Origin of the sequence: Streptomyces sp. NPDC006265 (assembly GCF_040613555.1) — a bacterium.
Lineage (GTDB): Bacteria > Actinomycetota > Actinomycetes > Streptomycetales > Streptomycetaceae > Streptomyces.
In genome coordinates, this window is record NZ_JBEXSH010000045.1 from 1 (window position 1) to 20,220 (window position 20,220).

Genomic DNA, 20,220 nt, shown 5'->3' on the forward strand with positions numbered 1-20,220 from the left:
CTCGTTGCCGGACGTCCGGCTGGTGCTCGGCGAGGCCGACCGGATCGACCTCGACGACCGCACGCTGCACTACACCGGCCCCGAGGGCCGCGCCACCGCAGCTCGCGCCCCCGCCGCCGTCCTCACCGCGGAAGACCGCGAGGCGTTCCTCCACGTCCTTCTTCATCGCGGCCGTCATCGCGTCGGCGCCGGGGACGTCCGGGTAGGCCGTGGCCCAGGGGCAGGAGCGGTCGGTGCTGCTGTCACTGACGATGTTGACGCCCTTGATCCTGGACGGGTCGATGGAGGTGGCTGCGTCGGTCCCCGCGGTCCGGGACCGGCCGTCCCGAGAGGGCGCGGAGTCCGCCGGTGGCGAGACGGTGGCGCAGGCGGACGTCAGGGTGAGCGAGGCGAGCAGGAGGAGCGCAGGGGCGAGGATGCGTCTGGGCATGCGGGAACCTTGGTGCGTGAGGTGCCGGGGAAGTGCGAAATGCGCGGCGCGTCAGCTGTGACTGCGCTACGGCCTCCCCCAGAGGGTGCTGCCAGGGGAAAACGCTTTAGTGGCCGCTCAAGCCATGTCCTCACCCGATCTCCCACAATCCCCGTCGCCCACATGTGACCTCTCTCTTCTCTTGTACGGGGCGGATGCCGGCGCATTCCCCGCCCGAGGGCGGCGGCCGGTGGGAGATCGCCGTGAGGGCGCCGGCATCCCTGTCAGCACGGGTCAGCTCGTCACGCGGAAGGTGGCGTCGCTGCGCCCTGTCGCGGTGGTGATCGGGTCCAACCGCAGTTGGTAGGCGTAGTGCCGGATGTACCGGTCGGGGTGGTTGTAGGACTGGAACGACGACCAGGTCGGGTCGGCGAGTCCGGCGACCTGCCGGAAGGCGGCGTCCGCCGCGAACTGGCTGCTGCCGTCGTTGTGGGCGAGCTGGAAGTCGAAGTTCGAGTGCCGCAGGAAGTAGCCGGGGAAGTTCACCGACTCAAAGGAGACGGTGCCGGAGCCTGCCAGGCCGGTCCGCATCCGGAACTGAGCGTCCTGGGCGGGGCTGACGTTCGGGTCGATGCGTACGTCGAAGTTGGTGTGCCGCACGTACCGGTCCTGGAAGTTGTACGACTGCAGCCGGTTGATCGCGGTGTTGGGCCAGCGTGCGAGCACCCGGCTCTCTTCAGCGGCCGTGAGGTTCAGGATCCAGCCGTGGCGCTTCTTCGTGCCGCCCATGTTGTAGCTTCCCGACGCCTGCTTCTGGTAGGCGGCGGGGTTGGACGGGTCAGTCGTGAGCACCGGCATGTAACCGCCGCCCGTGGCGTACTGGTCGAGGTAGAGGGCCCACTTGTCAGTGCCGTTGAACTTCATCCACATCGGGCCTTCGACCTGGGAGCCGGTGAGGCCGATACCGGAGAGGTCGCCGAGCTTGGTCCACGTTCCCAGGATCGAGTCGCTGCCTTCGAGCGTGATCTGCCCGTCGCCGGAGGCCCGCACATAGCGGTAGTTGCCGACGCCGGACGGCATCTCAATGATCTGGGTGTCGATGATTTCCTGGGTGCCGGGGCGCTCGATGTAGCTCTGCGGGGTGGTGATGGTGCGGAAGTCGCTGGTTCGGGCGTAGTAGATGCGGTGCTTCGTCGCGCCGTTGAGGGGCACGTTCGTCGCCCAGTACAAGACGTAGTCGTTGGTTTCCGGGTTCCAGATCGCCTCGGGCGCCCAGGCGTTGCGGCCGTCGGGGATCGCGCCGGCGACATTGAGCAGCCACGGCTGCGACCAGGTGACCAGGTCCGTCGACTCCCACACCACCAGGTTGCGGCTGCCGTTGTTGATGGCATCGCTCCACGACTGACCGCAGCTGATGCACAGATCCGTCGCGATGATCCAGTACTTGCCACCCCCCGGGGCGCGGACCAGAGCGGGGTCACGCACCCCCTTCGTACCGACCGTGGAGCGCAGGACCATGCCGCCACCGTTGAGGTCGCTCCAGTTCACACCGTCGGTGCTGTGCGAGAGGTGCATCTGCTGATTGGTCGACCCCTCCCCGGTGAAGTGCACCATCAGGTAGCCCGGATCGGCGGCTGCGGCCCGCTCAGGTGTGGTTAGGGCTTGGGATGTGAAGAGCAGGCAGGCGGCAACCAATATCGCCGCGAGCCGGGAGAAGAATCTGTGCATGTACGTTTCCTGTCCTTCTACGGGTGTCACAACCGGGTGACGTGATGTCACATACGTGACCACTGGAAGCTGGCGGCTGTGCCGCAGGTACGCTGTTCGAGCAGGGCGGCGTCCGCGGTCGAGGCACCGACGACGTTGACGCACTTGCCGCTGTGACGGGCTTTGAGCTGGTGGTATCCGTCGACGGCGACCCACTGGAACTGCTGGTTCCGGCCGGAGTGGCAGGGGTACTGGATGATGCCGGCACCGTTGGCGGTGGAGGCGCCGCTCACGTCCAGGCACTTGCCGCTGTTGAGGCTCTCGATCTGGAAGTAGCCGTCGCCCACGTCGACGAAGCGCCACTGCTGCCACGGCTTGCCGTTCCAGGCGTACTGGCCGACCTTGACGCCGGTGCCGGTGTTGGGTGCCTGTACGTCCACGACCTTGCCGCTGTTGCGGTTGGTCAGCCGGTAGTACGTCACCGCCGGTTCTCCGGACGGGACGGCCTGCGCGGTACCCGTGGCCACCGGTACGCCGAGGTTCGGGGACCCGTCCGCGTTCCAGGTGATCTTTTGGATCCGGGTGGTGCGGGTGGTGCCGCAGCCCTGGGAGGACGAGGAGTTGGCGTGGTAGACGATCCAGTCCTCGGTGCCGTCAGGCGACTTGAAGAACCCGTTGTGGCCCGGCCCGTACACACTGGCCGCGCCGTTGCGCTGGAAGGCCGGCTCGGTGCTCTTGGTCCAGGAGCTCGCGTTCAGCGGGTCGCCGCCGGTGAGGGTGAGCAGGCCCAGCTTGTAGTCCGGGCCCTGGCAGGCGCTCGCCGAGTAGGAGATGAACGTCTTTCCGTCGTGCTGCAACGCGACCGGGCCCTCGTTCATCGGGGTGCCCTGGGTCTCCCAGGAGTAGGTCGGGATGGAGATCTGCGTACGGGATCCGGTGACGGTCCACGGATTGCTCAACGCGACGATGTAGATGCTCGGGTTGGATCCGGCCCACTGCGGCGTCGGCACCCCCGACCAGGTGAAGTACAGCCGGTTGTTGATGGTGACGACGCTTCCGTCGATGCCCCACCAGTCGTTCGCGCCGAAGATCATGCCCTTGTACGTGTACGGGCCGAGCGGATCGGTACCGGCGCTCTCCAGCACGTGTACGCGCTGGTCCTCGATGTCGCCCGTACCGGCGGAGTAGTAGATGTACCAGCGCTTGCCGTTGGGGCCGTCGAGCAGGTGCATCTCCGGGGCCCAGATGTAGTGGTCGCGGCCGGCGGCGTGGGCGCTGAACACCGGCACGGGCGACGCTGACTTGAGCGCCTCGATCGTGGGCGCCTTCCGCATCGTCAGCGGCCCGCTGTACGGCGTCGTCATCAGGTAGTAGTCGCCGTCGTAGTAGGTCATGTACGGGTCGGCGCCGGAATTGCTGAGCGGATTCGTGAACGTCGCGGTGGCCGCCTGCGCGCCGGTCGCGGCCACCACCGTCCCGACCGTCACACCGCCGGCGACGACGGCGAGAGCCGTCGCTGTGGCCCACAGCCGCCGGACGAAAGCAGAACCTCTCCGCCACCTGCCTGCAATGCCCATGACAAACACATCCTTGTTTGCGTCGTGGAGCACCCGATCCGGGTCGGATGCACGAGCAATACGAGGGTCAACAGCTCCCCGTTTTGTTCGATATTCAGAACAGCGTCCGGAGATTCGGCCAGAGGCTATAGGGACGGCAAGAAGGCGTCAAGACAGCCGGGAGACCGGACCGGCAGCCCTGAGAAATTCGGCGCGAGGCGTCGACGCCCGTCCGGCTCGCTCCTGACTGCGCTGTACACGAACCGGTTCGACAACGAATAGGTCTGAACGAGTACCTGAACGATTTCCTGGGGAAAGTCGAACCGATTCGACAACTCACAGCAAGGAGTGCCCGTGAACATCGGTGAGATTGCCCAGCGGGCTGGTGTCTCGCGGAGCACTGTGGCGTACACGCTCAGCGGCAAGCGGCCCGTGTCCGAGGACAACCGCCAGAAGATCCAGCGGGTCATCGACGAGCCGGGTTACCGGCCCAACGCGAGCGCACGCGCCCTCGCCCACGGCCGCACCAGCACGATCGGTCGGTCTTCCCGCCGGCCGGCAACCGCTACACCGGGATGGAGCTGGACTTCATCGACAGCGTGGTGGAGGCCGCCGCGGCCTACGACTACGACGTGCTGCTCGCCCCGAGCGGCGTGGACAGCGAGCGTTCGTTCCAGCGGCTGCTGGGAGAGCCGCGGGTCGACGGCGCGATCCTGATGGAGATCAGGCTGGAGGACGACCGGGTCGATCACCTGGCCGCGCTGGGCTACCCCTCCGTCGCCATCAGCCGCACCGCTCGTCCGGAAGGCGGCTGGTGGGTGGGCCTGGACCACACCGCGCTGGCGGCGGCGTGCGTTCACCACCTGGCCGATCTCGGCCACCGCCGGGTCGCCTTCGTCAACCGCCCCGAGCAGCCGCTGCGGGCCGGGTACGAGTCCGCGCACCGGGGCCTGGACGGCTTCACCAAGGCCGCGGCCGAACGCGGGCTGACGGCGAGGAGCTATTGCTGCGGGGACGGCGCCGTCTCTGCCAGGCATGCCTGGAGCGGATCCTGCACGACGGCGACCACGGCCCTGGTCACGCTGAACGAGGCCGCTCTCGGCGGCCTCTACCGGGGACTCGCCCAGGCGGGCCGCCAGGTGCCGCGCGACTTCTCCGTCACCGGGGTCGTGGCCAGTCGCTGGGCGGAGACGGTGGCCCCGCAGCTCACCGCGGCGGACGTACCGGCGGAGGAGATGGGCCGACGCGCCGTCGACCTGCTGGTGGAGCGGCTCGGCCACCCCGACGCGCCGCCCCGGCACCATCTCTTCGCGCCCCCGATCTCTCTGCGGGCCAGCACAGGGCCCTCCGGAGCCGGTACGACACCCTGACCGCACCCGCGTAAGCCTCCTCACATCACGTCAGCCTCTCCACGTCAGCGGACGCTCGAACCGCCCAGCAGTGCCGTTCGCCGTGCCCGCATCTCCTCGCCACCCCGTACGTCGGCACCCGCATGCCCAAACAAGGGAACGCCTGCGATGAACAGCTCCTCCAGACAGCGCCGTCTGACCGCCGCCCTGGCCGTGGCCGTCAGCAGGCCCGCGGTCGGCCAGTCCGGTGGAAAGACCTCCAGGTGTCCAACATCAAGGGGAAGCTTCAACGACGACCTCGCCGCCCGCGCCGACAACCTCAGCCAGCTCACCGACTTCAGGGCCACCCACTCCGCCGGGAACGCGGTCGTGGTCATGGGCGACACCAACACCCGCTACACCCGCACCGGCGACACCATCGCCGAGTTCGCCGCGGCAGGCGGCCTGACCGACGCCTGGGTCCAGCTGATCCGCGGCGGCAGCGCGCCCGCCAAGGGCAGTGACGCCCTGGTCTGCGACCAGTCGGGGGCCACCGTCCCCAATGACTGCGAGGTCGTCGACAAGGTCCTCTACCGGAGCAGCAAGCTCGTCTCGCTGAACGCCATGTCGTACAACAACGAGCACGCCGAGTTCCTCACCGACGACGGGCTGATGCTCTCCGACCACGACCCGATCACGGTCGGCTTCAACTGGTCGCGCAATTCCGCCTTCCAGCTGAGCGAGCAGTTCGGCGGCCCGCACGGCGACTACTTCAACGACATCGACAGTGTCACCACCGGCGCCCGCGCCACCACCATCGGGCTGCGGTCCGGCTCCCGGGTCGACCAGATGAGCCTCACCCTGGCGAATGGCACCACGCTCGCCCACGGCGGCACCGGCGGCACCGCGTCCTCACTGACGCTCGGCAGCAGCGAGTACGTGACGGCGGCATACCTGTGTCAGGGTCAGCAGGACGACCACACCCGGACCTTCTACGCCAGGTTCACGACGAACCTCGGCCGCACGCTCGCCGGCGGCACCACGACCTCGGACTGCGTGTCCCGCACCGCCCCGACCGGCCGGCAGATCGCCGGATTCCACGGGCGCGCCGGCGACGAGGTCGACAAGATCGGCTTCATCTACACCCAGCGCTGCAACTCCCGCCCCGGGGCGCGTCCCGTCGCGCCCCGGGTGCACAGGAACCACAAAGGAGTGACCGGGCGATTGACGCACCCATGATCCGGCCCCTACCTTCTGATCGATTTTCCGAACTATGTTCGAAATCTCGGCCACTCAGGTGCCCCGCACGCCACCTTGGAGAGCAACATGAGCGCAAACCCCCACCTGTCCCGCCGCGGCCTTCTGGGCATGACGGCCGCCGTGCCGCTCGCCCTGACGCTCGGCGCGGGCACCGCGCAGGCCGCCGACTCGGCGTACGCGATGGTCTACTTCACCGAGTCGACCAACCTCGGCGACGGCACCGACTACGGCCTGCACCTGGCCGTCAGCCCCGACGGGCTGAACTGGACGCCGCTGAACCAGAACAACCCCCTGGTCACCCCCACCGCCGGCGCGCTGGGTCTGCGCGACCCGTTCCTGATGCGCAAGCAGGACGGCACCTTCGTCGTCCTCGCCACCGATCTCAAGGGCACCAACTGGAGCTACAACAGCCAGTACATCCACGTCTGGGACTCCGCCGACCTGCGCACCTTCACGGGCTACCGGCGCCTGAAGCTGCACGACATGACCACCCACAGCTGGGCGCCCGAGGCGTTCTGGGACGCGGTCCGCGGCCAGTACGCGGTCATCTACTCCGCGGTCAACAGCAGCGGCCACAACGTGATCATGGTCAACTACACCAGCGACTTCGTCACCGCCTCCGCCCCGCAGGTCTTCTTCGACCCCGGATACGACGTCATCGACGGCGACATGGCCGTGGGCGTGAATGGCTACAACTACCTCTTCTTCAAGAAGAACCAGACCCTGGTGAGCGCCAGATCCACCACCCTGAACCCGGGCAGCTTCACCGAGTACAGCGCGGGTGTGGCCCACGGCGGCACCGAAGCCCCCACCGTGGTCAAGTCCCTCAGCTCCGGCGCCTGGTACCTCTGGGGCGACACCTACACGCCCAACGGCGTCTTCTACGCCTGGCAGTCCGCCGACCTCGCCTCCGGCACCTGGGCCGCGCTCGACCAGAGGACCTACACGCAGCCGGTCAACTCCAAGCACTGCGGCATCGCGACGATCACCACGGCTGAGTACAACAACCTGCTGACCAAGTGGGGCGCGCCGACCTGGAACCGGCTCAAGTCCTACAACTACCCGGCCCGTTACGTCCGCCACTCCAACTACGTGGGCCGCATCGACACGTACCCGATCGAGCCGTACAAGGACTCCCTGTGGACCCTCGTACCGGGTCTCGCCGACAGCTCCGGGGTCTCCTTCCGGTCGGTCAACTACCCCACCCGCTACCTGCGGCACTACAACTACGCGCTGCAACTCGACGTCAACGACGGCACGTCGACGTTCGCGGCCGACGCGACCTTCTACCGCACGGCGGGCCTGGCGGACGCGAGCTGGTCCTCCTTCCGGTCGTACAACAACCCGACCCGCTACCTCCGCCACTCCGACTACGTCCTGCGCATCGACCCGATCTCCACGGCCACGGACCGGCAGGACGCGACCTTCCGCGTCGGCTACTGAACACAGGAGGCACCCGTATGTCACATGTCTTCACCCGGAGATGGGCCGGACGCGTCACCGCGCGGGCCCTGGCCCTCGCTCTCGCCCTGGCCGGCCTGGCAGCCCTGGACGGCCATGAGTCGTCGGCACCGCTGGCGGCCGAGCCGGTCGCGGTCAGCACCACCCAGACCGGCGTGACCCCGCCGCCGATGGGCTGGGCGTCCTGGAACAGCTTCGCCAGCAGCATCGACCACAACGTCATCAAACAGCAGACCGACGCCTTGGTCTCCTCCGGCATGGCCGCCGCCGGCTACCAGTACGTCAACCTCGACGACGGCTGGTGGCAGGGCGACCGGGACGCGAACGGCAACATCGTCGTCGACGAGAACCTGTGGCCCGGCGGCATGAAGGCGATGGCCGACTACATCCACAGCAAGGGCCTGAAGGCCGGCATCTACACCGACGCGGGCAAGCAGGGCTGCGGCTACTACTTCCCCACCACCCGCCCGGCCGCCCCCAACACCGGTATGGAGGGCCACTACCAGCAGGACCTGGAGACCTTCCAGCGCTGGGGCTTCGACTACGTCAAAATCGACTGGTGCGGGGGCCAGAAGGAGGGCCTGGACCAGGAGACGCAGTACAAGGCGATCGCCGCCGCCAACGAGGCCGCGACGGCCGTCACCGGGCACCAACTCGTGCTGTCCTTCTGCGAGTGGGGCAGCGGACTGCCCTGGAATTGGGCGACCGGCTACGGCGACCTGTGGCGCACCAGCACCGACGTCATCTTCTGGGGCCAGACCCCGACCACGGCCAAGATGCTCACCAACTTCGACAAGGCCCTGCACCCGGCCGCCCAGCACACCGGCTCCTACAACGACCCCGACATGCTGATGACCGGGATGAGCGGCCTGAGCGCCGCCCAGAACCGGCTGCACATGGGCCTGTGGGCGATCTCCGGCGCCCCGCTGCTGGCGGGCAACAACCTCACCACGATGAGCACCACCACCCGCGACATCCTCACCAACCGCGAAATGATCGCCATCGACCAGGACCCGCGCGGGCTCCAGGGCGTCAAGGTAGCCGAGGACACGAGAAACCTCCAAGTGTACGGCAAGGTCCTCGCCGGCACCGGCAAGCGCGCGGTGCTGCTGCTCAACCGCACGTCCTCGTCGGCCTCGATAACCGTGCGCTGGGCCGACCTCGGCCTCACCTCGGCCCCCGCATCCGTGCGCAACGTCTGGACGGGCACCGACGCCGGCTCCTCCGGCACCGGATACACCACGACCGTCCCGGCGGGTGACGCCGTCCTGCTGACCGTCTCCGGCACCGAGGCATCCGGCTCGACGTACGAGGACACCACCACCGCGACCACCCCGACGTTCGGCAACGTCACCGCCTCGTCGGCGGGCACGAAACTGGTGGACATCACCTACGCCAACGTCGGCAGCACCACCCGTAGGGCCACCCTCCAGGTCAACGGCCAGTACAAGTACGTCGTGGCCTTCCCCCCAACCGGCTCGGCCACCACCTACCGCACCGTGTCCGTCCTCGCGCACCTGGCCAAGCGCGCCAACACCGTGAAGTTCGCCGCGCTCTCCGGCAGCACCGCCCCCGACATCGACGCCATCCGTGTCCAGGGCATCCCCGGCACGAACGGCGCCGCCCTCGTCGGCGCCGCCTCCAGCCGCTGCGTGGACCTGGAGAAGAACACCATCACCGACGCCACCCAGGCGGAGCTGTGGGACTGCTCCGGCGGACAGAACCAGACCTTCACCCAGACGCCGCGGGACGAACTGGTCGTCTACGGCAACAAGTGCCTCGACGCGAACAACAACGGCACCACCAACGGCACCAAGGTCATCATCTGGAGCTGCACGGGCGGCACCGACCAGAGGTGGACCCTCAACTCCGACGGCACCGTCACCAACAGCCTCTCAGGCCTGTGCCTGGACGCCTCGAACGCGGCGACCGCCAACGGCACCAAGCTGATCCTTTGGACCTGCAACGGCCAGAGCAACCAGAAGTGGACCACGGCCTGACGCATTGTTCAGTGCTGGTGAGGACCTACTGACCAATCTCTTCCTGTTGAAGAGTCGGTCCCAGGCCGACGGCTCCCCCCGCTGTCGGCCTTCCCGGACGGCCCCGCGCCCCGCCCCCCGGAGGGCTCGGGGTCGTCCGCCTGCCCCGGATCCACTCCGGACCTTCACCGACCACGGCGAAGAGAGAAACCACCTTGCGGAGCAAGAGCAGTCGGATCAGCGAGAGAGCGCGGTGGGGGGCCACCTACGGCACCTCGCGCCGCTGTCGGTGGCCGGGGGCGTCTCCACCACCGTCGACACCGCGGCCTCGGACCCGTCCACGAGCCCGGCCACCACACCACCGAGCGCCTCGGCACGGGCCACCGCGCACGTGACGCCGGTGACCGGTGACACCGTGAACGTGGACGGCACGGGCCGGGTGATCGATGTGCGGCGCGGCAAGGGCCGCGAACACATCGGATTCTCCATGCGGAGCTTCACCGGACACACCTACGTCGTCCCCCGGCTGCTGGGCAGCGGTCGGCCGGACCGCCGCCTGTTCGACGTCACGGGGCTGATCAAGGACAAGTACGACGACGCCCACCGCAGGCAACTGCCGCTGATCGTCGCCCACAAGGGCGGCAGCCGCTCCCAGGACACCGCCCGGCACACCCTCGCGGCCACCACCGACTGGCCCTGACCGAGCCCCCCGACGGGAGCACCGCCAGGTCGACCTGGCCCGGGCGACCGGCGCCGACGTCACCACCGAGCCGTCCTCCCTCGGCTTCGGCACCGCCGCCTGGCCACACCAGGACGACCGGCCGGTGCCCCGGACGCTCACCTACCGCAACTCGGGCACGGAGCCCGTCACCCTGGACCTGACCACCACCAGCCCCGGCGGCGGCAGCGCGCCCACCGGCATGTTCACGGTCTCCCCGGCCCGGCTCACCGCCCCGGCGGGCGGCACGGCCAAGTGCGACCCCCGGCTCGGCGACGCCGACGGCGCCTGGTCGGGCGCGGTGACCGCGAGCGGCGACGGACAGAGCGTGCGCACCGCGCTGGGCGTCAGCCGTGAGGTGGAGTCGTACAAGCTGACCCTGACGGTCACCCGCCGCGACGGCAAGCGCGACGACGCGCCCGGCGTCACCGTGGCGGGCCTGGACACCGGCAGGCCCGCGAGGTGTGCGCTGCCAGGCCCCGCCGAACACCTGCACCGGCACGATCCACAACGCCTACCGCACCGTGCGGTAAGCCACGGGGTGTTCGTGACGTGCCTCCGGCCAGGAAACGTAGCTTGGGCGGCCGTTCGATTGTGTGCTGGCAAAGTCGAAAGGTGCCGCAGGGTGGGACGACGCGAGAAGCCGGTTGACCCCGGTGCAGGGCCCGTGCAGCGGCTGGCGCACGACCTGCGTCTCCTGCGCGAGAAGGCGGGGAAGCCGCCGTACCGGGAGATGGCGAAGCGGGCGGGCTACTCGACGACCGCGCTGTCCCAGGCGGCGGCCGGCGACCAGCTGCCGTCACTCGCCGTGGTACGGGCATACGCGCAGGCGCTCGACGCCGACCCTGACGAGTGGGAGCAGCGCTGGCGGGAGGCGGACGCGGAGGTCCGGGAGCCCGCGGCGGACGAGCGGGCGTCGTATCGGGGGCTGGCTCGCTTCGAGCCGGGTGACAACGACCTGTTCTTCGGCCGGGACAAGCAGGTCGGCGAGTTGCTGGGCCTGGTGCGCGCACTCCGGTTCGCGGCCGTGTTCGGTGCCTCCGGCAGCGGCAAGTCCTCGCTGCTGCGGGCCGGGCTGATCCCCGCACTGCGGCAGGCACAGGGCGCCGACCGCCCGCGGTGGTGCGGGTACTCACGCCGGGTGAACGGCCCGCGCGCACCCACGAGAGCGCGCTCACCCCGCGGGACGGCGAGCTGGACACCTGGGTGATCGTCGACCAGTTCGAGGAGCTGTTCACCCTCTGCCACGACCGCGAGGAACGCGACCGCTTCCTCGGCCTGCTGCTCCGCGCCCGCGAACCCGGGAGCCGACTGCGCGTGGCCATCGCCGTACGCGGCGACTTCTACGGCCACTGCGGCACCCACCCGCCCCTGGCCGAGGCGGTCAGCGGCGCGAACCTGCCGGTGGGGCCGATGAGCCGGGACGAGCTGCGGGAAGCGATCACCGGGCCCGCGACCGCCGAGGGCCTGAACGTCGAGCGCACGCTGACGGCCCGGATCGTCGACGAGGTCACCGACGCCGGGCGCCCTGCCGATGCTCTCGCAACCAGGCCCGGGCCACCTTCTTCGTCACCGGCCAGAACGTCACCGCCCACCCCGACCTGATCCGCGCCGAAGCCCGCGCCGGGCACGAGGTCGGCAGCCACTCCTGGAACCACCCCGACCTCACCAAGCTCAGCTCCGATCAGGTCGCCTACCAGCTGAACCACACCAGCGCCGCGATCAAGGCCGCCACCGGCAAGGCCCCCACCCTCTTCCGCCCGCCCTACGGAGCCATCAACAGCACCGTCCGCGGCGCCACCACTCTCTCCCCCGTGCTGTGGACCCTGGACACCGAGGACTGGAAGTACCGCGACGCCACGCGGGTCGCCCACGCCGTCATCAGCAAGGTGAAGCGCAACGACGTGGTCCTGCTGCACGACATCCACCCCACGTCGGTCGCCGCCGCCCCCCCCAGATCCTGCGCGCCCTCACCGCCGACGGCTACCCCTTCGTCACCGTCAGCCACCCGCGCGCCACACTTTGAGCGGCTGGGACTCGCGGGCCCACACATCCACGTACGTTGCCCGTTCTCCGTGACCCGTGTGCGGCAGCGGGGAGTGCTGGAGGGATGTCCGCCGCCGTTGAGACCGACAGGGCCGGCCAGGGCTCTCATCCCCCTGCTGACCACACACGATCCGCTCGATGACCGGCAGGATGCCCTCCGCCACTGAAGTCGTACGACGTCGGTTGGTTCGCTCCAGCGCCTGGTCGATCAGAGATTGACCGTTCGGACGAGGCTGAGGCGCCGTGCCGGGTGAGTGGCCGTTCGGACGAGGACCGGTCCGGGCTGTCGCGCCCAGAGTCGGAGCAGCAGGGCGGTTCGGCGGATCCCGGCCGGCTTCGCGCTCGATCGTCCGGCCGGATCTCCGGCCCCGGCCCATGGAGGCCCAGATCAGTACGACGCAGGAACAACCGCGGCGACTCCTGAGGCCTGCCCTTCGCCGATCCTTCGGTCCCTGGTCCCCACGGACGCTCAGCGCGGTGGCGGTGACCGCGCCCATGGTGGTCACCCTGGCTCTGGGACTGTGGGGTGTACGTGGACCTGGTGCACGCCCTCCACTACACACTGTGCCCTGGCTGTACGGCCTGTTCGGCGGTGGCCTGCTGACGTTGCGGCTGCCGTCGGTGGTGGCGATGGCCGTGGCCGCGGATGGAGTCGAAGACCGTCACCACCAGGGTGACGTGGGGACGGATGTGTTCCACCGCCAGCGCGTAACGCAGGGACTCGGCGTCGTCCTTCAACAGGATCGCGACCCCTGCTACATCACCGCCGAGCGCCTGGCGCAGATCCCGGTCCGTGGGGTGGGCGAAGTGCCGCACGCGGTGTCCGGCCGCTTGCAGGGAGCGGCAGACCCTTCGTGCCACGTCGGTGCCGATCACGACGAAGTACCGCTCACCCGTCGCGCTGTCCGGGAGCGGGACTGCCTCTGCCGCGCCCGTGTACTCCGCGTCAGGGGGCGGGTCGCAGTCGTCGGAACGGTAGGGATCGCAATCCAGGCAGCGTGGGGCTCGGCAGCCACTGCAGGGAGTCAATGACCGCCCGCAGTGACAGCCGGGGCTTTTCGGACGGGAGGATGGGGCGCCGTCGGCGCCGTCGGCGGGTGGAACTGCTGGGCCCGCGATGCTCATCGGTCTGCTTTCCGTCGCTCGGGGGGACACACACGTCGGCTCAGCCGAGCGGCCCCAGGAATCACCTGTACGGCCACCGCAGGCGGAAGAGAGGTGCGGGGGCGCCTGGCGCGCGGAACCTCACGGACCCTCAAGGTAGGAGCGCGCATTCGGCGACACCATGGACAGATGTCACACGCCGGGGCGCGTGATTGTGACAGCTGCTCAAATCGCCGATGGCGTCGAGAGCGGCCCTCAACAGCGTGGCATCGTCCCACTGCTCCAGGATGTCGTCGCCCGTTGGCCCAGGTCCGGCCGCATCGGCGTGCAGGGACTGTTCGGCTCAGATGACCTTGCCTCGGGCGGTGTAGCGGGTGCCCCAGCTTTGGGTGAACTGAGCGATGAGGAACAGGCCGCGTCCGCCCTCGTCCGACGCTCTTGACCGTGATCTCGGGGTAGACGATGCCGGCGGCCGAGCCGGCCGGCCGGAAGACCGGAACCGCCGCGTACACGGACAGGCCCAGAGGGTCCGTCACGATGTGGGTGAACGACTCGCCGTGCGCCGCCTTCTCGTACGGGCCGATGACGTGGTTTCCGATCAGGCCGGGATCGGCATGGGCGATCCGGATCCCCTGCGGCGTCGACACCACGATGCCGTCGAGGCCGCCCCGTTCCTGGGCTTTCCTGGCACGCGGCTGCAGGATGGCGGTCGGGTCGGGGCCGTCCAGGGCTTCAACGCCCCCGGAGCGTTGGCGAATGCCTCGCCGGCGGCGAGAACCTCGCTGCGCGCCGCCTCGGTCCCTTGACGCCGGGCCTGCAGCAGCAGCGCCGCAAGCGTCGCGGCGACAAGTACCACCGCCACCGCAAGCTGGAGGAGGAGCACCTGGGCGGCGACGCTGCGCGGACTCAGCAGCGAGCGTCCGCGCGACCGATGTGGGAGCCCGTGCTCGTCCTCGGGCCGAGCACTCCGCGTAGCCCGCTGTCCAAGAGACGCCGATGTACCCATGAACCAAGACTCTCCCGGCGAGGTGACTGCCGGTGGTTCGCACAGCGCAGAGGTTCCTTGGAGCTGGGCAGGCGCGCGGGTTCAGGCGATGCGGAAGACGGATTCGAGTCCGTTGATGTGCACGGTGACACCCAGGCCGGGGCCGGTCGGCGCCGCACCGCGTCCCCGCCGGGAGCGCGGCTGATACCCGGCGACGTGTCCGTCGGTCCAGTCGTTCATGAACGAGGCGTTCTGGAAGTTCTCCGGCTTGGTGCTCGCCGCCAGGTGGCTCACCGCCGCGCTCACGATGTCGCCACCCCAGGTGTCCTCGACCGAGACCATCAGGTCGAGGTCCTGCATGAGGTCGCGCATGCGGGCCGCCTGGGTCAGCCCGCCCACCCGGCTGATCTTGATGTTGATGGACACGGCTCCCGCCTCGGACTTGGCGCGGAAGACGTCGGTCGTGGTAAGGATGGATTCGTCGAGCACCAGCGGAAGGCTGGAGCGGCGCATCGCGAAGACGCAGTCGTCGGTCTCGCGGCAGGGCTGCTCGATGAACACCGGGAGGTCGGCCATCGCCGTTACGGCGATCTGGGCCGCTCGCAGGTTCCAGCCGCCGTTGGAGTCGGCGATCACCAGGGTGTCGCGCGCCGCCGCGTTCACGACGGCGCGCGTGCGGTCGGCGTCCTCCAGGGGGTCGTTGCCGACTTTGAGCTGGAAGCGCTTGATGCCGGCCTCCTCGCGGCGGACGACGAAGTCGGCCATCTTCTGGGGGAAGGTCAGGGGGACCGCCTCGTAGAGCGGGAAGTCCTCCTGGAGCACGCCGCCGAGCAGTGCGGCGACCGGCTTCCCGCAGGCCTTGCCGAGCAGGTCCCAGCAGGCGACGTCGATGGCGGCCTTGGCGTATCCGCCGCCGAGGAGGACGCCGTCCAGGGTGCGGCGGACCGCGGACAGGTTGGTCGGGTCCTGGCCGAGGAGGGACGGGGCCATCGTGTGCAGGGCCGCGCGCACCTCGGCCCAGTGCGTGGGCAGGTACCGGTTGCCGAGAGGCGTGATCTCACCCCATCCCTCAAGCCCCTCGTCGGTGCGCAGGCGCACCAGCGTGCCGATCTCGGACGTCGCCGCGCGGCCGCCCGACATGACGTACTCGCCGTGGGCATAGCGCAGGTCGTAGCCGAAGCAGTCGATGCCGACCACCTTCATATCTCCGCTCCTCTCCGGTAACCCGTTCTCTCTCCAGATCGGCGACCGCCGAAGAGCACGTCGTCTCTCCGGCGGTCGCCCCGGCAGCTCCGGTCAGCCGATCAGGCGCGGCTCTCCCACCTCGGCGGCACTGGCTTCCAGGCCGTTCTTGGTAAGGATCTTGGCGAGTTCACCGCTGCTGCGCAGGGTCGCGATGTCCTCGTTGACCGCCTTGAGCATGTCGTCGTGCCCCTTGGGCATCGGGAAGGTGGACTGGGCGGCCTCGATGGACGCGGCGACCTTGTCGAAGGGCTTGGCCTTCTCGACCTTCAGGCTCTTTCCCTTGGTCGAGTACACGGCGGAGCCGTAGCTGTCGACGCACACGTCGACGCGCCCGGCCTGAAGGTCCTGGTAGCAGTTCACGCCCGACGGGTAGGTCTTCAGCTTGCCGCCGAGGTAGTTCTTGAGGTCGGCGACCCACAGGTAGCCATCCACGGTCCCGACCGTGAGCCCCTTCGACTTGAGGTCCGGGATGGCGGTCAGGCCGTCCTTCGACACGAGCGCCATGTCGTCGAGGTAGAGCGGGTCGGACAGGTCGAGCACCTTCGCCCGTACCGCGGTGCGGTACCAGTCTCCGGCCGCCAGGTCGGCCCGTCCGGCCTGAGCGGTCGGGATGACCGCGGCGGCACCGGCGGGCTTGACGGACAGGGTGAGGCATTCCATCTTCGCGATCGCCTTGACGATGTCCCCGTCGACGCCGGTGATGTCGTTGTCCTGGACCTTGCTGAACGGCGGGATGTCGAAGCTCACCACGGAGAGGGTGCCGCTCTTCATCGTCTTGAACTCGTGCTTGGGCTTGCAGTCCTCGCTGACCGTGGTGGCGGACGATCCGCCTCCGCAGCCCGAGAGCGTGACCGCGGCCAGGAGCGTGACGACGGCCACGGCTGCGGGAAGCTTGCTGTTCATGATTCTCCCTGGTGGTTCTCGGTTCTCAGACATGCCGGGCCAGACGGCGCTCCACGCGCTCGGACAGCCAACTGGAGGGGACGGTGATGGCGAGGTACATGAGGCCCGCGAGGGAGAGGACACTCAGGTACTTGAAGGTGGAGTTGCCGTACGAGTACGCGGCGGACAGCAGTTCGGGTACGGCGATCGAGTAGGCGAGCGAGGTGGCCTGGAAGATCAGGATGGACAGGCCCATGAGAGCGGGGATGGCCACACGCAGCCCTTGGGGGATGACGATGAAGCGCAGCACGGAGAGCCGGCTCATCCCGAGGGCGTCGGCCGCTTCCAACTGGCCCTGCGGGACGGACTGCAGGCCGCCGCGGATGATCTCGCTCGCGTAGGCGCCGGTGGTCAGGGCGAGGGCGAGCGTTCCGGAGACGAAGGCGCTCAGCGACAGACCCTGTTCCGGCAGGCCGAAGTAGACGATCTGCAGCATCACCAGGGCGGGGGTGCCGCGTCCGATCTCCACGAGCGCGATGACCGTGTAGCGGACCGGCACGAGGCGTGATGCCGAACCCAGTGCCAGCAGCAGCCCCAGGGGCATGCCGAGGGCGAGGCTACCCGCGACCAGCTGGGCGCTGATCTTGAGGCCACTCCAGAGCTGGGGGAAGGCATCCGTCCAGTCGGTGAGGAAGCTCATCGGGCCACCCTTCGCTGCAGGCGCCGGTCGAGGGAGCGGGACAGCGCCGCACACACCGTCGACAGGACGATGTAGAGGACGGCCGCCACCAGGAACGGCTTGATCGCGTCACCGGTCGTGCGTGACTGCTCGTTCGCGTAGTAGAGGACCTCGGTGACTTCGAGGGTGAAGGCCACCGAGGAGTCCTTGAACAGGCCGATGCCATAGTTGGCCGTCGCCGGCACGGAGATACGGAAGACCTGCGGGGCGATGATCTTGCGGACGGTCGCCAGGCTGCTCATGCCCAGGGCTCTTGCGGCCTCCCACTGGCCGTGGTGCACCGCGGTGAGGCCGCCGCGGTAGATCTCGGCCATGTAGGCGCAGGAGATCAGTCCCATGCCGGCGATCGACGCCTGCAGCGGATCGATCCCGGGCAGCGAGTTGCCCAGGCCGAAGTAGATGATGAACAGCCACACCAGCGGCGGGATGCCCCGCAGGACCTCGATCACGGAACGGGAGAGGACCCGGAGGAGCCGCCGGTTGGAGATGCGTGCCGCGACGAACGGGAGCCCGCCCACGATCCCGATCCCGAGACTCGCGCCCGTCAGCAGCAGGGTCGTCGGCACGCCCTTGAGCACCGCGAGAAACAGGTCAGACGTCATCGCGGTCCACCGCCCTGAGGAACTGCCGGGTCCGGGCGTGTGAGGGCGCCGCGAAGATCTCGGCGGGCTTGCCCTCTTCCAGGACAGCCCCGTCGGCCATGACGACGAGGTGGTCGGAGACGTCCCGCGCGAACTCCATCTCGTGGGTGACCACCACCATGGTCATACCGTCGTCGGCGAGTTCCCGCATCACCGTCAGCACCTCAAGACCCAGCTCGGGGTCGAGCGCGGAGGTGGGCTCGTCGAACAGCATCACCTCGGGGTCGAGAGCCAGGGCGCGCGCGATGGCGATGCGCTGCTGCTGGCCTCCGGAGCAGCGGTTCGGGTACTGGTCGGCCTTGGCCGCCAGCCCCACACGTGCCAGCAGCGCGCGTCCTCGCTCGCGGGCTTCCGCCGGGCTGCGCCCGAGCACCTGCTCCTGGGGCAGCGTGATGTTGCGCAGCACCGTAAGGTGGGGGAACAGATTGAAGGACTGGAAGACCATGCCCACGACGCTGCGCAGCTTCGCGAGGTCCCTGGACTTGATCTGACTGCCTGCGTCGATGCTCGTGCCGGCGACGACGATGGTGCCGCTGTCGGGCCGTTCGAGCAGGTTGACACAGCGCAACAGCGTGCTCTTTCCTGCGCCGCTCGGACCGATGATGGCGGCGACCTCGCCCTGCGCCACGGACAGCGACACGTTGTCGACGACGGTGTGGTCGCCGAAACGCTTCACGACGTTGTCGAGCTCAATGGCCTTCTTCTTGCTTGCCAAGGTTCTTGTCTCCGATTTGGGCCAACCGTTGACTGGTGGCCGGGCCCGGCACAGGCGCGGGCTTGGCGGACAGGCCGAACCACTCGGGCCTGAGGTGTAATACCTCACTGAGCATCAGGGGCGGGCCGGTGACTGTCAAGGGTTCGAATACGGTGCCCGCATCACCATCGTGTTGCGATCTCACAGAGTGCCGATAGCGGGCATATACATGGAAGTCGGCCCGCGGAGCGACAGGCGACGCGAGGACGTCGAACGGGTTCCCGGAAGGGTCAGGCGCCGTCTTCCACGCGGCCGGCCCAGATGCCGCGGCTGTGCGTGAGGTGCCTGCGCATGAGGGTGGCAGTCAGCTCACCGTCGCCTGCGGTGATGGCGTCCATGATGGTGAGGTGCTCCTCGCCGGACTGGGTCAGCTCACCCTGGTCCGCCAGCTTCTGCAGACCCTCCATACGCGCCTGGTCGCGCAGCTGACCGACCATCGCCACGAGCCGGCGGTTGCCCAGCAGCTCCAGCAGACCGAGGTGGAACTGGCGGTCGAGGTCGAGGAAGGCGACCAGGTCCCCCGCGCGCGCGGCATCGGTGATCTGTTCGGCGAGCTGCCGGAACGGCGCCACGGGCGCCCGGTCGGCGAGCCCGGCGAGTTCGACCATCGCCGGGACCTCCAGCATGGTGCGCACACGGAAGATCTCTTCGAGATCGTGGTCGGTGAGCACCGGAACCCGGAAGCCCCGGTTGCGGATGACCTCGACCATGCCGAGGTTGGCCAGGTCCATGATGGCCTCGCGGACCGGCGTGACGGAGACCCCCAGTTCCGCGGCCACGTTGATGACACTCTCCACCTGGCCGGGCTCAATCTGCCCCAGCACGATCCGGGTACGCAGTGCCTCCCGCGCCTGCTGGCGGAGGCTGACCGACTTGAGTTGCGCACCGCGCGCGGGCGCCCCCGCCGGATGAGAAGTAGTCATGCCCAATGCATAACACAGAACCTCGGGGCGGCAGGAAGCCCCTTCTCGTAGCCCTTCTTGTCGTAATGCGTAAGGTGTAATACCTTACCGATTCCTCCTTCTGCGGAGAAGCAGTCGAGGAGGCGCCCAGCGAGGAAGTGGAGTGCCATGAAGGCGATGACCGTCGGTGAGCCTGAGATCCGCGAGGCCGTGACGATGAAGGAGGCGATCGAAGCCGTACGGCAGGCCTTCGTCGATCTGGCCGGCGGGGAGTTCGAGATGCCGACCCGCACCGCGTTGCGGGAGGGGCAGTTCCTGGTGATGTCGGCCCATCACCGGTCGACCGCCTCCGCCATGTTCAAGACGCTGAGCCTGAACTTCGCAAGGCAGCCCGCCATCACGGGCACCGTGATCTGGAGCGAGACCGGCCGCCTGGACCACCTGATCGCCGACGCGGGGTCGGTGACGATGCCCTGGTTGGCCTGGGCGTTGTCGATACAGGTC

The 20,220-nt window shown here is 68.8% G+C and carries 16 protein-coding genes and 4 pseudogenes; 9 read left to right on the forward strand and 11 right to left on the reverse strand.

The window, feature by feature from the left end:
- The 3 genes from ABZ281_RS06505 to ABZ281_RS06515 all read right to left on the reverse strand — a co-directional run.
- On the reverse strand, positions 1-430 hold a 430-nt coding region (locus tag ABZ281_RS06505; RefSeq protein ID WP_356652759.1), incomplete at its 3' end, for a hypothetical protein.
- A 273-nt stretch (positions 431-703) separates the two neighbouring features.
- Positions 704-2,137, reverse strand: a complete 1,434-nt coding sequence (locus ABZ281_RS06510) for a glycoside hydrolase family 43 protein (RefSeq protein ID WP_356652731.1) — start codon at positions 2,135-2,137, stop codon at positions 704-706.
- A gap of 47 nt (positions 2,138-2,184) precedes the next feature.
- A complete protein-coding gene (locus ABZ281_RS06515) occupies positions 2,185-3,693 on the reverse strand; it encodes a family 43 glycosylhydrolase (RefSeq protein WP_356652733.1) in 1,509 nt (502 codons plus the stop codon).
- Positions 3,694-4,247: 554 nt separating this feature from the next.
- Here ABZ281_RS06515 and ABZ281_RS06520 point away from each other — a divergent pair.
- From ABZ281_RS06520 to ABZ281_RS06555, 8 genes and pseudogenes are all read left to right on the forward strand, one after another.
- Positions 4,248-5,042 (forward strand): substrate-binding domain-containing protein, encoded by a 795-nt coding sequence (locus tag ABZ281_RS06520; RefSeq protein ID WP_356652735.1) that lies wholly within the window; start codon positions 4,248-4,250, stop codon positions 5,040-5,042.
- Positions 5,043-5,291: 249 nt separating this feature from the next.
- Positions 5,292-6,152, forward strand: a pseudogene (locus ABZ281_RS06525) (jacalin-like lectin); the annotation flags it as partial.
- 174 nt (positions 6,153-6,326) lie between these two features.
- Positions 6,327-7,703: a glycoside hydrolase family 43 protein gene (locus ABZ281_RS06530; protein WP_356652737.1), complete on the forward strand. Its 1,377-nt coding sequence runs from the start codon at positions 6,327-6,329 to the stop codon at positions 7,701-7,703.
- A gap of 17 nt (positions 7,704-7,720) precedes the next feature.
- Positions 7,721-9,721 carry an RICIN domain-containing protein gene (locus ABZ281_RS06535; protein ID WP_356652739.1) on the forward strand — a complete coding sequence of 667 codons (2,001 nt, stop codon included), beginning with the start codon at positions 7,721-7,723 and terminating at the stop codon, positions 9,719-9,721.
- A gap of 232 nt (positions 9,722-9,953) precedes the next feature.
- Positions 9,954-10,400, forward strand: coding sequence for a hypothetical protein (locus ABZ281_RS06540; RefSeq protein ID WP_356652741.1), 447 nt, complete (start codon positions 9,954-9,956; stop codon positions 10,398-10,400).
- A gap of 643 nt (positions 10,401-11,043) precedes the next feature.
- Positions 11,044-11,961 (forward strand): annotated as a pseudogene (locus tag ABZ281_RS06545) (helix-turn-helix domain-containing protein); the annotation flags it as partial.
- Positions 11,962-12,019: 58 nt separating this feature from the next.
- Positions 12,020-12,154, forward strand: a pseudogene (locus ABZ281_RS06550) (polysaccharide deacetylase family protein); the annotation flags it as partial.
- A gap of 78 nt (positions 12,155-12,232) precedes the next feature.
- The gene (locus tag ABZ281_RS06555) at positions 12,233-12,631 is read left to right on the forward strand and encodes a hypothetical protein (protein ID WP_356652761.1); all 399 of its coding nucleotides are present in this window, start codon (positions 12,233-12,235) and stop codon (positions 12,629-12,631) included.
- A gap of 388 nt (positions 12,632-13,019) precedes the next feature.
- Here ABZ281_RS06555 and ABZ281_RS06560 read toward each other — a convergent pair whose 3' ends face one another.
- From ABZ281_RS06560 to ABZ281_RS06595, 8 genes are all read right to left on the reverse strand, one after another.
- Complete coding sequence (locus tag ABZ281_RS06560) at positions 13,020-13,340, reverse strand: hypothetical protein (protein ID WP_356652743.1); 321 nt, start codon at positions 13,338-13,340, stop codon at positions 13,020-13,022.
- Positions 13,341-13,585: 245 nt separating this feature from the next.
- Positions 13,586-14,617 (reverse strand): hypothetical protein, encoded by a 1,032-nt coding sequence (locus ABZ281_RS06565; RefSeq protein WP_356652745.1) that lies wholly within the window; start codon positions 14,615-14,617, stop codon positions 13,586-13,588.
- 38 nt (positions 14,618-14,655) lie between these two features.
- On the reverse strand, positions 14,656-15,756 hold the full coding sequence (locus ABZ281_RS06570; protein ID WP_356652747.1) for a mandelate racemase/muconate lactonizing enzyme family protein: 1,101 nt from the start codon (positions 15,754-15,756) through the stop codon (positions 14,656-14,658).
- A gap of 93 nt (positions 15,757-15,849) precedes the next feature.
- Positions 15,850-16,701 (reverse strand): transporter substrate-binding domain-containing protein, encoded by an 852-nt coding sequence (locus ABZ281_RS06575; RefSeq protein ID WP_356652749.1) that lies wholly within the window; start codon positions 16,699-16,701, stop codon positions 15,850-15,852.
- Positions 16,702-16,726: 25 nt separating this feature from the next.
- Complete coding sequence (locus ABZ281_RS06580) at positions 16,727-17,380, reverse strand: amino acid ABC transporter permease (protein ID WP_356652751.1); 654 nt, start codon at positions 17,378-17,380, stop codon at positions 16,727-16,729.
- Positions 17,377-18,021, reverse strand: coding sequence for an amino acid ABC transporter permease (locus ABZ281_RS06585; protein WP_356652753.1), 645 nt, complete (start codon positions 18,019-18,021; stop codon positions 17,377-17,379). Before ABZ281_RS06585 ends, ABZ281_RS06580 begins: the two co-directional genes overlap by 4 nt.
- The gene (locus tag ABZ281_RS06590) at positions 18,011-18,775 is read right to left on the reverse strand and encodes an amino acid ABC transporter ATP-binding protein (protein ID WP_356652755.1); all 765 of its coding nucleotides are present in this window, start codon (positions 18,773-18,775) and stop codon (positions 18,011-18,013) included. The genes ABZ281_RS06585 and ABZ281_RS06590 overlap by 11 nt, the downstream gene beginning before the upstream one ends.
- 269 nt (positions 18,776-19,044) lie before the next feature.
- Positions 19,045-19,737 carry a GntR family transcriptional regulator gene (locus ABZ281_RS06595; protein ID WP_356652757.1) on the reverse strand — a complete coding sequence of 231 codons (693 nt, stop codon included), beginning with the start codon at positions 19,735-19,737 and terminating at the stop codon, positions 19,045-19,047.
- A gap of 147 nt (positions 19,738-19,884) precedes the next feature.
- Here ABZ281_RS06595 and ABZ281_RS06600 point away from each other — a divergent pair.
- Positions 19,885-20,220: pseudogene (locus ABZ281_RS06600) on the forward strand (hypothetical protein); the annotation flags it as partial.